This is a genomic window from Streptomyces sp. NPDC051286 (genome assembly GCF_044455345.1).
GTDB lineage: Bacteria > Actinomycetota > Actinomycetes > Streptomycetales > Streptomycetaceae > Streptomyces.
The window spans coordinates 178,441-190,712 of record NZ_JBITER010000003.1; the positions used below are offsets into that span (position 1 = coordinate 178,441).

Genomic DNA, 12,272 nt, shown 5'->3' on the forward strand with positions numbered 1-12,272 from the left:
TGCTGTGGCTGAGAGAAAACACAGTCACCGGGGGGAAGTTCGTCATGCTTCGCGTTCGTATGGTCAAGGCCGCCGCAACCATCGCCCTGGGCACCGCGGCACTGCTCGCGCCCGCCGCCGCACAGGCCGCCACCGCGGCGCCACAGGCCGTCGAGGCGCCCGCGCCGGTCGCGGACGCCGTGCAGCAGGACATGGGCTGGCAGTGACCACCGCCGCCACCACGGGGACGGCGCGCCGCCGGGACAGCGCATGGATCTGAAGCAGCTCACCACCTTTCACCGGGTCGCGACGCTGCTCAGCTTCACCCGCGCCGCGGCCGACCTGAAGTACGCGCAGTCCAGCGTGACCGCCCAGGTCAAGGGCCTGGAGGTGGCGTTGGGTGTGGAGCTCTTCGAGCGGCTGCGGGGGCGGATCCGGCTGACACCGGCCGGTGAGCGGCTCGTACCGTACGCCGAGCAGATCCTGTCCCTGGTCGACGAGGCCCGGGACCGGACGACCGTCCGGGCCGAGCCGTCCGGGGTGCTCTCTATCGGCACGATGGAGAGCATCACCTCCTACCGGATGCCCCCGGTCCTCGAGTACTTTCACCACCGCTACCCGCAGCTCCAGCTCGACCTGCGGCCCAGCCTGTGCCGGGACACCTGCGAGGCGCTGCGGCAGGGCACCTTCGACCTGGGCTTCCTCATGGAGGCCGAGACCGAGCACCCGGGGGTCAGGACCGAGGTCCTCGGCTCCGAGGCGCTGGTCGCGGTCGCCGCCCCGGACCATGTCCTGGCCGGCGCCCGCAACGTCTCCACCAGCGATCTGCGCGCGGTGCCGATCCTGGCGCCGGAGGCGGGCTGCTCGTACGGGGCGATGTTCGAGGCGGAGCTCAACGGCGGCGCCGAGGAGCCCGTACCACTGCTGCAGTTCGGCAACATCGAGTCGATCAAGCGTGGGATCTCGGCCGGTCTCGGCGTCAGTGTGCTGCCCGCGATGGCGGTGGCCGACGAGGTCGAGGCGAAGTCGCTGACCGTGTTGGACTGGCAAGCGCCGTTCGAGGTGTATACGCAGATCGCTTGGCGGTCCGGGCGCCACCTCACGTGCGAGATGCGGGTGTTCATCGACTGGATGGTCCGGTTCATGGAGCAGGACCGGCCGCTGGTGGCCCGCTGAGTGCTGCCCTCGTACGGCCTTCGCGCGGGCTGTCGAGGGCTGTGTTCACAGGGTGCCCCGGGCCAGGAGTTCCTCCACTATCTGTACGGCGTCCAGCGCGCCGCCGACCCGGAGGTTGTCGGTCGCCAGCCACAGCCAGAAGCCGTCGGGGGCGGTGGCCGAGACCCGGATCCGCCCCACGTGGAGGTGGTCCGGGTCGCCCAGCGCCGCCGGTGTCGGGCCGCCGCAGTCGTGGACCGTGACCCCGGGCAACGCACTGAGCAGGGTCACCAGTTCGGCGCGGTTCACCACTGAACGGCATTGCACCCACACCGCCGCGCCGTGCCCGCTGACCACCGGGACCCGTACGCAGGTCGCCGTGACCTCGATGCCGGGCAGACCCAGGACCTTGCGGATCTCGTCGACCACCTCCCGCTCCTGGCGGGTCGAGCCGTCCTCCAGCATGTCGCCGATGCTGGGCAGCACGTTGAAGGCCAGCGCGGGCGAGAACTCCGCCGAGGGCACGGTGGCCTGCGGGTCCTGCAGGACGGTACGCGAGCCGTCCTGGAGCTCTTCGACGCCGGCGTGCCCGGCGCCCGAGGCACCCTGGTACGTGCTGACGACGATCCGGCGGATCCCCCAGCGACGCTCCACGTCCCGCACCACGCGGACCACGGGGACGGTGGCGGCGCCGGGCACCGCGATCACCCCGCCGGCCGGGCGGCGGCCCAGCTCGGCCGCGTTGAGTTGCGGGACGACCAGGGGGGTACCCGGGGCCATCCGGAAGGCGGGGGTGCTGTCGATGGCCAGGACGCCGTGGGCGACGGCGACCGGGACCCAGGCCCTGCTGACCTCCTGGCCGGCGCAGAACAGCGCGGCGTCGGCCATGCCGAAGTCGAACCGGGAGAGCTCGGTGACGCGGTGGTCCCGGCCGTTGACGCGGATCGTACGGCCCGCCGAGCGGGCGGAGGCCACCAGATGCAGTCGCCGGTACGGGAGGCGGCGGTCCTCGATGAGTTCGAGCAGGGTCCCGCCCACCGCGCCGGTCGCTCCGACGACGGCGATTCGGGGGGCGGCGGGGTCGTCGACCTTAGGCATGGGCTTCTCGGATCCGCGTAGGGCAGGGGACACGGACGGCAGGCGCCGTGTGGGCGTCGGCTCCGGGACATGACCCTGTTCGAGTACGCGCCGGAAGCTCGGCGGGGGCGGTGTGCGCGATCGGCGCCGGTCCGATGATCCGCGCATCCGGGGCGGTCGGCAATGGGTGCCCCGACGGGCATCTCCGATGGCTCCCATCAGCGGGAGCGATCGGCTCCGGATGAGCGGGGCGAGCGGGTGTGCGGCCGGCCGAACCGCCGGTGCGACCACCGTCCGCAGCCACTCGGCGAACGGAAGCCGTCGGCGTCGGCCGGCCGTGATCGCAAGCGTCATCGGAATGCCTGAACCGGGCCATCGGAACTTCCCGGACGGCGGGCGTTGCCCTGCAAGTTCGCTTGCCGAAGGCTGTGGGCGGTCCTGATCGACCGGGAGATCGACCACTGGGGAACCCAGACCGCCAGAACACGGGTAGCCGGCATGCCGGACCGGAACACGCGAAACGGGGAGTTCATGCAGCAGGCCGTGAAGGTCGTCGGAATCGGGGGGTCCTCCCGACCCGGCTCCACCGCGGAGCTGGGGCTGCGGGTGGTGCTCGCGGAGGCCGCCCGGCTGGGTGCGGAGGTCGGTCTCGTCAGCGGCGCCGACCTGGTGATGCCGCTGTACGACCCGCGCGTGGCGAGCTGCCCGCCGCAGGCGCGCCGACTGCTCGCCGAGGTGGCCTCGGCGGACGGGGTGGTGCTGGCCAGCCCCGCGTACCACGGCACGGTGTCCGGGCTCCTGAAGAACGCCCTGGACTACACCGAGGAGCTCCGGGACGACGCCCGGCCGTACCTCTCGGGCCGGGCCGTCGGCTGCCTCTCCGTCGGGATGGGCTGGCAGGGTGCCGTGACCACGCTCGCCGCGCTTCGGGACGTCGTGCACGCCCTGCGCGGCTGGACCACCCCGCTGGGGGTGGCGCTCAACAGCGCGACGGCCGGGTTCGGCGCGGGCGGCGAGTGCGACGACCCGCACCTCCAGCAGCAGTTGACTGCGATGGCCGGGCAGGTCGTCGAGTTCGCGGAGGCCCGCCGGGCCCACCGGGCACTCCGGGCCGAGGCGGTGCACGCCCGATGAGCGGCACCAGCGTCGGCCACTGTCCCGACGGCGGTGCGGTCACGACGACGGCCTCCGGGACCGCTTCGGACCCCACCCCCTGGATCCGCTGCTTCCACCCGAAGCCGGCGGCTCGGTACACCCTGGTCTGTTTTCCGCATGCGGGTGGGTCGGCCAGTTACTACTTCGGGCTTTCGGCGGCGCTCGACCCGGACATCGAGATGCTGGTCATCCAGTACCCGGGGCGCGAGAACCGGCTCTTCGAGGAGCCCGCGAGTTCCGTGGCGGCGCTGGCGGACGGCGTGTACGAGGCGTTGCGTCCCCGGCTGCCGCGGTGCCCGGCCTTCTTCGGTCACAGCATGGGAGGGCTCATCGGCTTCGAGGTCGCCCGGCGGCTGGAGTCGGCCGGGGGGCTCGCCCCCCATGCCTGTGTCGTTTCGGCCAGTTCGGCGCCTTCGGTGCGGACTGACCGGCTGACCGCCGGCCAGGGCGCGCCCCGCAGCGAAGCCGAGGCCGACGACGCCGTGCTGGCCCGCATCATGGGCCTGGGCGGCACGCGTGAGGGGGTGCGCCAGAACCCGGAGCTGTTGCAGCTCGTGCTTCCCGCCATCCGCGCCGACCTTCGAGCTCTGGAGAGCTACCGGCTCGATGAGAGTGCCGGGGTCGGCTGCCCGGTCACGGTGTTCGTCGCCGACAGCGACCCCGATGTGCCGCCCGCCGAGGCCGCCGCGTGGGGCGCCCACACGACGGCGGGCGCCACCGTGCACGTCTTCGAGGGCGACCACTTCTACTTCAGCGGCAACCCGCCGAGGTTCCTCGAACTGCTCCAGGACGCCGTGCGTCACTCTCACCCCGGGACACAACTGGTATGACAGTCATGGGATTCGTGGAGGAAGAGCTCGCCCAGATGTGGGCCGAGATCCTTGACGTCACCGGTGTGACGCTCGCCTCCGGCTGGCACGCGCTCGGCGGGGGGCCTGAGGCGGTACGCACCCTCGCCGACCGGATCGGCGAAGAGCTCGGCGCGCGCGTCGAGCCCGAGGGGCTGCTGGACGCGGCCACCCTGGAGGGCATGGCCCGCCTGGTGCGGGATGCCATGGCGGCCAGGAACGCGGCGGCCAAGCCGGCGGCGGCCGGACCGGCGGGCCCGCGGGCCGGGGCGCGGCCGGAGCGGCCGGCGCTGTCCTTCGCCCAGCAGCGGCTCTGGTTCATGCAGCAGATCGATCCCGACACCACGCTCTACAACGTGCCGACCGTGCTGCGGCTGCGCGGCGACCTCGACCACGGCCGGCTCGGCCGGGCGCTGGCCGCGCTCGTCGCCCGGCACGAGGTGCTGCGTACGACCTATGAGACGGCGTCCGGAATACCGCACCAAGTCGTCGCCGCCCCCGGGGAGGTCGCGCTCCCGTACACCGATCTGATCGGGAAGGGCGAGCCGGCGGCCGAGGCGGCCCGCATCACCGCCGAGGTGGGTGCCCGCGTCTTCGACCTCGCCGTCGGCCCGCCGCTGCGGGCCCACCTGCTGCGGCTCGGTTCCGACGAGCACCACCTGGTGGTGACGTTCCACCACATCGCCATCGACGGCTGGTCCGTCGAGATTTTCTTCCGGGAGCTGGGGGAGCTGTACGGAGGCGCGGATGCGGGCAGCGGGCCAGCGCTGCAGTACGCCGACTACGCAGTCTGGCAGCGCGACTGGCTCCAGGGCGACACTCTGGACGACCTGACCGCCCACTGGCGCGCGGTGCTCGGCGACGACCCGCAGGCCCTCGCCGTGCCCACCGACCACCCCCGGCCCACGTACCGCTCCTTCCGGGGCGCGGTCGTCACCCGCGAGCTGGGGCCCGAACTCACCGCCCAGTTGCGTGAGTTCGGCCGTGGTGAGCGCGCCACGCTCAACATGACGCTGCTCGCCGGGTTCCAGGCGCTTCTCGCGGGCTGGTCCGGGACCGACGACGTCACTGTGGGCACCCCGGTCGCGGGCCGCACCCGGCCCGAGCTCCAGGAGCTCCTCGGCTGCCTCATCAACATGGTCCCGGTCCGCGTCGGACTCGGTGGCGACCCGGGCTTCCGGGGGCTGCTCGCCCGCACCCGCACCGCGCTGCTCGACGCCTCCGCGCACCAGGAACTGCCCTTCGACAAGCTGGTCGAGGCCCTCGTCTCCCGGCGCAGCCGCGACTTCCTGCCGGTGTTCCGGGTGATGTTCAGCTTCCTCAAGGAGCAGTCCACGCCGCTCTTCTCCGGGCTCGACCACTGCTCCCTCGACCTCACGGGCCCGCAGGACACCGCGAAGTACGACCTCAGTCTGTACGCGCAGGAGAGCGGCGCGGGCGTCGCGCTGACCCTGGAATACGACACCGACCTGTTCGGTCCCGAGACCCCGGCCGCGCTGTTGGCCGCCTACGAGCAGACGCTGCACGACGCAATCACCTTCCCGGACAGGCCGGTTCTGGATCTCGCAGCGGTCCGGTTCCGGGTGTCCGGCTTCGAGAGGAACACTCACCGTGACAGCTGACCCACTGGCCACCACAGGGCCGGGCACCATCGACGCCTGGTTCGGGCGGCAGGCGGCCGAGCGGGGCGACGCGGTCGCCGTGACCGGCACCGACGGCCGGCTGACCTATTCCGAGCTCGACCGCGCCGCCAACCGCCTCGCCCACCACCTGAGCACCCTCGGCGTCGGCCCCGAAGTGCCGGTCGCCGTCTGCATGGAACGCACCACCGCCCTGGTGACGGCGCTGCTCGCGGTGCTCAAGGCGGGCGGCGCGTACGTGCCGCTCGACCCGGCGAGCCCGGACGAGCGGATCGCCTTCACGCTCGGCGACGCCGACGCCACCGTCCTGGTCACCGACCGGGCAGGGCGTGGTCTCGCCGTCGAGCACACAGTCCTGACCGGCCCCGGCGGCACCGACCTGGCCGCGTACCCGGACACCGCGCCGGACGCGCCCGGCACCGGCCCGGCCAGCCTCGCGTACGTCATCTACACCAGCGGCTCGACCGGCACCCCCAAGGGCGTCATGATCGAGCACCGCAATGTGACGGGCCTGCTCACCGGCACCCGAGGCCACTTCGGCTTCGGCCCCGAGGACGTCTGGTCGATGTTCGCCTCTGCCGCCTTCGACGTGTCGGTGTGGGAGATGTGGGGTGCGCTGCTTCACGGCGGCCGGCTCGTCGTCGTACCGGAGGAGACCAGGCGCTCGCCGCAGGAGTTCCACGCGCTGCTGCACCGCGAGCGGGTGACCGTCCTCAACCAGACGCCGTCCGCCTTCCGGCAGTTGGTGCGATACGAGGAGGAGCAGGGCCGGCCGGGCCCGGCGCCCCTCGATGCGCTGCGACTCGTGGTCTTCGCCGGGGAGGCGCTGCCGCCCGAGATGCTGCGGCCGTGGCTCGCCCGGCGCGGCGAGGACCGGCCCGAACTGGTCAACATGTACGGGATCACCGAGACCACCGTGCACTCCACCTACCGCCGGATGACCTCGGCAGACCTCGACGCCGGGGCCGGCAGCATGATCGGCGGTGCCTTCGAGGGCTGGACGATGAAGATCGCCGCCGCCGACGGCACCGAGGCGGCAGACGGTGAGGCGGGCGAGCTGTTCGTCGGCGGCGCCGGGGTGGCCCGGGGCTATCTGGGCCGGCCCGCCCTGACCGCCGAGCGCTTCCTGCCCGACCCGGACGCGGCCGTGCCCGGCGCCCGCCGCTACCGCTCGGGCGACAGCGCCCGGCGCGGCGCGAACGGCGACCACGAGTACCGCGGCCGGCTCGACCACCAGGTCAAGGTGCGCGGCTACCGCATCGAACTCGGCGAGATCGAGAACGCCCTGACCCGCCACCCGGACGTCCGGGACTGCGTGGTGACGGTCGACGAGGACTCGGTCGGCGAGCCGCGCCTGGTCGCGTACTGGGTGTCCGGCGGGGCCGAACTCGCCGACAGCACCACCGAGCTGCGCGAGCACCTGGGGCGCACCCTGCCCGTGTACATGCTGCCGAACGTCTTCGTGGTGCTCGACCGGCTGCCGCTGACCCTCAACGGCAAGGTCGACCGGCGCGCACTGCCCGCGCCCGAGGCCGTACGCCCCGACCTGGGCGGCGGTTTCGAGGCGGCAGGCACCCCGGTGGAGAAGGCCCTCGCGGACATCTGGGCCGATGTGCTCTCGGTCGACCGCGTCGGCCTCGACGACGACTTCTTCGAACTCGGCGGACACTCGATGCTCGCGACCCAGGTCGTTGCCCGCTCGAAGGAGCAGTTCGGCGTCGCCGTGACGCTGCGCCTCTTCTTCGACCTGCCCACGGTCCGGGAACTCGCGGGCGCCCTGGAAGAGCTGCTCGCCGCACAGTCCATAACCAACCCGCACGGGGAGAACGCATGACGTACGAAGCGGAACTGCCGTTGCCCGAGCAGTCCGTGGCCATCATCGGGATGAGTGGCCGCTTCCCCGGTGCCGGCGATGTCGACGCTCTGTGGCGCATGGTGGCGGCGGGCGAAGAGGGCCGCACCGACTACTCCGACGAGCAGCTCGCCGAGGCGGGTGTGCCCGAGCGGCTGCTCGCCGACCCGGCCTATGTGAAGTGCGGCTTCCCCGTCGACGGGTTCGACCGGTTCGACGCCGAGTTCTTCGGTGTCACCCGCTCCGAGGCAGAACTCATGGATCCGCAGCACCGGTTGCTCCTGGAGACCGCCTGGCAGGCCCTGGAGCGGGCCGGCTACCCGGCGGGCACCTTCGAGGGCCGCACCGGCGTCTTCGCCGGCATCTCGGGCAGCGGCTACCTGCGCGAGCGCATCGCCGGCTCGGGCTCGGACGGGCAGACCTCCGACGAGATCCAGGTCGCCATCGGCAACGACCCCGGCATGCCGGCGCTGCGAGTCTCCTACAAGCTCGGCCTGAACGGGCCCAGTTTCACGGTGCAGAGCGCCTGCTCCTCCTCGCTGGTGGGCGTGCACCTCGCCGTGCAGTCGTTGCTCGGCCGGGAGTCCGACCTCGCCCTCGCGGGCGGTGTCGCGGTGCGCGAGTTCGAGCCGCGCGGCTACCGCTACGAAGAGGGCGCGATCCTCTCGACGGACGGCCACTGCCGCCCGTTCGACGCGGACGCCTCCGGCACGGTCTCGGGCGACGGCGTCGCCCTGGTCGTCCTCAAGCGCCTTGAGGACGCGGTCGCCGACGGCGACCACATCCACGCGGTGATCCGTGGTTCGGCCGTCAACAACGACGGCTCCGCCAAGATCGGCTTCACCGCGCCGTCCCCGCACGGCCAGGCCGAGGTCATCGCCGAGGCGCTGGCCGTCGCGGGCGTCGAGCCCGGCACCGTCCAGTACGTCGAGGCGCACGGCACCGCCACCCCGCTCGGCGACCCCATCGAAGTGCAGGCGCTCACAGAGGCGTTCGGCTCCGACGCGCGGGCCGGCTCGGTCCACCTGGGCTCGGTGAAGTCCAACATCGGCCACCTCGACGCCGCCGCCGGTGTGGCCGGCCTCATCAAGGCCGCGCTCGCCCTGGAGCACCGCTTCATCCCGCCGACCGCGCACTTTCGCGCCCCCAGCCCTCGACTCGCCCTGCACAAGGGCCCGTTCGTGGTCAGCGGCGAGGGCACCCCGTGGCCGCGGACGGCGACCCCGCCGCGCGCCGGGGTGAGCGCCTTCGGCATCGGCGGCACCAACGCCCACGTGGTCCTCGAAGCCGCTCCCGTCGTGACCACGGAGCCCGAGACGGACGGTGACTGGCAGGTCCTGCCGCTGTCGGCCCGTACCCCCGAAACCCTGGACGCCGCCGCCGAGCGCCTCGCGGCCGCGCTCACCGAGAGCGGCGCCCGGCTCGCGGACGCCGCCCACACGCTGCAGTCGGGCCGCGCCGAATTCGCCTACCGCCGCGCCGTGGTGGCCGACAGCCGGGAGGGCGCTGCCGCCGCGCTGCGCCAGGACCGGCCCGCCGTGGCCGCCGGGCAGGGCGACCAGGCACCCGGCGTGGTGTTCCTCTTCCCCGGCCAGGGGGCCCAGTACCCGGGCATGGGTGCGGACCTGTACCGCACCGAGCCCGTCTTCCGCGCGGCCTTCGACAGGTGCGCCGAGCTTCTCATGCCCGAACTGGGCTGGGACGTACGGGAAGTGGCGTTCGCCGCCGACGGCGAGAAGACCCGCGAGCGACTGCGGCAGACCCTCTACACCCAGCCCACCGTCTTCTCCCTCGACTACGCCACCGCGCAGCTCCTGCTCTCCTGTGGGATCAAGCCGGACGCGATGACCGGGCACAGCCTCGGCGAGTACGTGTCGGCCTGCCTGGCCGGGGTGTTCAGCCTGGAGGACATCCTGCGCGTGGTCGCCCGCCGCGCCCAGCTGATGCAGGACCTCGCGCCCGGCCGGATGCTGTCGGTGCTCCTCGACGAGGAGGCGCTGACGAAAGCGCTGGACGGCCGCGCCACGATCGCCGCGGTCAATGCGCCCGGCTCCTGCGTGGTCGCCGGTACGCCCGAGGAGGTCGCCGAGGCCCGCCGCGTTCTGGAGGAACAGGGCGCTTCGGTGCGTGAGCTGGAGACCTCGCACGCCTTCCACACCGCGCTGGTCGAGCCCGCCCTGCCCGCTCTGGAGGAGGTGCTGCGCTCGGTCACACTGAACGCGCCGAAGATCCCCTTCCTGTCCAACGTCACCGGCACCTGGATCACCGACGAGCAGGCCACCGACCCGGCGTACTGGGTCGCCCACACCCGCCGGGCCGTCCGGTTCTCCGACGGCGTCGCCACCCTTGCCCAGCGGGGCCCCGTCGTGTTCGTCGAGTCCGGTCCCGGCAGCCAGCTCGGCGGGCTCGTCAAGACCCACCCGGAGCCGGGCCCCGTCATCACCCTGCTGCGCAAGCCGCGCACCGGCGCCGAGGCGCCCGCCGAGCGCCGCGCGGTCCGTGAGGGCCTGGCCGAGCTGTGGCGCCACGGCGTCACCGTCGACTGGACGGCCCTGCACACCGACGGCGTGCGCCGCCGGGTACCGCTGCCCGCCTACCCCTTCCAGGGCCGCAGCTTCCTGCTGCCCAAGCCGGCAGCGACCACCAGCGTCCGTACGAACAGTGCCCGGTGGACGTACGCACCGGTCTGGCACCGCGCGCCGCTGGCCGCCGCCCCGGAGCAGACCGAGCCGGCCACCTGGCTGGTCCTGGCCGACGGCCGCGGGCTGAGCGGTGACCTGGTCGCCGCCCTGCGCGAGCGCGGCGAGAGCGTCACCACCGTGCGCAAGGCGGCGGCGTACGCCCGCACCTCCGCGCACGGCTTCGACGCCGACCCGGCGGACGCCGAGCACCTGGGCCGCATCCTCAAGGAGCTGCGCCAGGACGGGCTGACCCCGGACCGGATCGTGCACGCCTGGGCCGTGACCGACCCGGAGAGCGCCGACGCATCCTCTGCGGAGGGCCGTTACGCCCACGGTCTGGCCACCGGCTTCCACAGCCTGGTCTCTCTGGCGCAGGCGCTCGGCGAGAGCGGCACGGACACCCCGGTGCGTGTCGACGTCCTCACCGACCAGCTGCAGGACGCGCACGGCTCGGCCGTGACCCGCCCCGAGCGAGCCGCCCTGTACGGAGCGGTCACTGTCCTGCCGCAGGAGTACGCCTGGCTGACCTGCCGCAGCGTCGACGTGCTGCCCCCGGCGGACACCGCGGCGCGGACCCTGCTGAGCAAGCAGCTCACCGCCGAACTGGCCGGTCCCGGCGCAGAACCGCTCATCGCCTACCGCGGCGCCCAGCGGCTGCGCCGCGCGTTCGCGCCGGTCGAGCCGACCGCCGTGCCCATCGGGCAGGCATGGCGGGCCGAGGCCGGCTACCTGGTCACCGGCGCGTCCGGCGAGGCCGGGCTGAGCTTCGCCGAGCAGCTCGCCGAGGCGGGCGCCCACCTGGTGCTCGTCGGGGACCCGCAGTTCCCGGCCGCGAGCGAGTGGGCCGCGCTGCCCGCAGGGGCCGAGCGCACCCGCGCCGAGCGGCTCGCCGCGCTGCTCGCCGCCCGCCCCGACGCCATCACCTACCGGGCGGCCGACCTGGCCGACCCGGACCAGGCCCGACTCCTGGTCGAGGAGGCCCGGACCGTGCTGGGCGCCGTCAACGGCGTACTGCACTGCGCGGACACCCGGGGCACCGGACTCGTCGCGCTCAAGTCGCGGGACGACTTCGAGGCCGTGCTCAAGGCGCGGGTGCGCTCCACGCTGCTGCTCGAAGAACTGCTCGCCGCCGAAGAGCTGGACTTCTTCCTGACGGGCTCGGCCACCACCGGCATCGTCGGCGGCTTCGGCCAGGCCGACAACTGCGCGGCCGCCGCCTTCCTGGACGCCTTCGCCGCCGCCGGGTCCGCCGAGGGACGCAACACCGTCACCCTCGACTGGTCGCAGTGGGAGTGGGACGACTGGTTCGAGCTGCAGATGGCCGGGCTGCCCGAGGTGCGCGAGCTGTACGAGCGGCTGCGCCTGAGCCAGGGCATCCCCGTCGCCGACGGCCTCGCGCTGGCCCGCGCCGCACTCTTCGCCGGCCTTCCCCAGCTGATCGTGTCCCGAGCCGACTTCCAGGACGTCCTGGCCGACCAGCAGGGCCTGACCGCGACCTCGTTCACCAACGCGCTGGGCAGCGGCCGAGGCGAGGGCAGCGACTGGGACCCCGCCACAGTGTGGCCGGACGACGAACTGGCCCAGTCGGTGGCCCGGGTGTGGCAGGAGATGCTCGGCGCCTCCCCGATCGGCCCGGAGGACGACTTCTACGACCTGGGCGGCAACTCGCTGTTCGCCATCCAGATCGTGGGCCGGCTGCGCCAGGCGCACGGCGACTTCCCGATGAGCGCCGTCTTCGAGGCGCCGACCGTTCCCGGGCTCGCGGCAGCGATCCGCGCCCACCAGGCCGAGTCCATCGGTCTGGACGAGTTCGAGGCGATGCTGCGCGAGGTCGAAGCCCTCTCCGCCGCCGAAGCCGAGCAGAAGCTGAAGGGTGACAGCTGAC

8 protein-coding genes are annotated in these 12,272 nt (G+C 73.1%); 7 read left to right on the top strand and 1 reads right to left on the bottom strand.

Annotated features, from left to right (window positions below; genetic code table 11):
- Positions 1-44 precede the first annotated feature (44 nt).
- Positions 45-206, top strand: a complete 162-nt coding sequence (locus ACIBB8_RS05450) for a hypothetical protein (protein WP_398949106.1) — start codon at positions 45-47, stop codon at positions 204-206.
- 43 nt (positions 207-249) lie between these two features.
- Entirely contained in the window at positions 250-1,155 is a 906-nt protein-coding gene (locus tag ACIBB8_RS05455; RefSeq protein WP_398949107.1) for a LysR family transcriptional regulator, read from the top strand.
- 45 nt (positions 1,156-1,200) lie between these two features.
- Here the strand turns inward: ACIBB8_RS05455 and ACIBB8_RS05460 are convergent, their stop codons facing one another.
- Positions 1,201-2,232: an aspartate-semialdehyde dehydrogenase gene (locus tag ACIBB8_RS05460; protein WP_398949108.1), complete on the bottom strand. Its 1,032-nt coding sequence runs from the start codon at positions 2,230-2,232 to the stop codon at positions 1,201-1,203.
- Positions 2,233-2,742: 510 nt separating this feature from the next.
- On the opposite strand from ACIBB8_RS05460, the gene ACIBB8_RS05465 reads away from it, so the two are divergent.
- Genes ACIBB8_RS05465 through ACIBB8_RS05485 form a run of 5 tightly spaced genes read left to right on the top strand, consistent with a single transcriptional unit; the run spans position 2,743 to position 12,271 of the window.
- On the top strand, positions 2,743-3,345 hold the full coding sequence (locus ACIBB8_RS05465; protein WP_398949109.1) for an NADPH-dependent FMN reductase: 603 nt from the start codon (positions 2,743-2,745) through the stop codon (positions 3,343-3,345).
- Positions 3,342-4,196 carry a thioesterase II family protein gene (locus ACIBB8_RS05470; RefSeq protein WP_398949110.1) on the top strand — a complete coding sequence of 285 codons (855 nt, stop codon included), beginning with the start codon at positions 3,342-3,344 and terminating at the stop codon, positions 4,194-4,196. The genes ACIBB8_RS05465 and ACIBB8_RS05470 overlap by 4 nt, the downstream gene beginning before the upstream one ends.
- The gene (locus ACIBB8_RS05475; RefSeq protein ID WP_398949111.1) at positions 4,193-5,836 is read left to right on the top strand and encodes a condensation domain-containing protein; all 1,644 of its coding nucleotides are present in this window, start codon (positions 4,193-4,195) and stop codon (positions 5,834-5,836) included. Before ACIBB8_RS05470 ends, ACIBB8_RS05475 begins: the two co-directional genes overlap by 4 nt.
- On the top strand, positions 5,826-7,688 hold the full coding sequence (locus ACIBB8_RS05480; RefSeq protein WP_398949112.1) for an amino acid adenylation domain-containing protein: 1,863 nt from the start codon (positions 5,826-5,828) through the stop codon (positions 7,686-7,688). The genes ACIBB8_RS05475 and ACIBB8_RS05480 overlap by 11 nt, the downstream gene beginning before the upstream one ends.
- Positions 7,685-12,271: a beta-ketoacyl synthase N-terminal-like domain-containing protein gene (locus ACIBB8_RS05485; protein WP_398949113.1), complete on the top strand. Its 4,587-nt coding sequence runs from the start codon at positions 7,685-7,687 to the stop codon at positions 12,269-12,271. Before ACIBB8_RS05480 ends, ACIBB8_RS05485 begins: the two co-directional genes overlap by 4 nt.
- The last annotated feature ends 1 nt before the right edge of the window (position 12,272 follow it).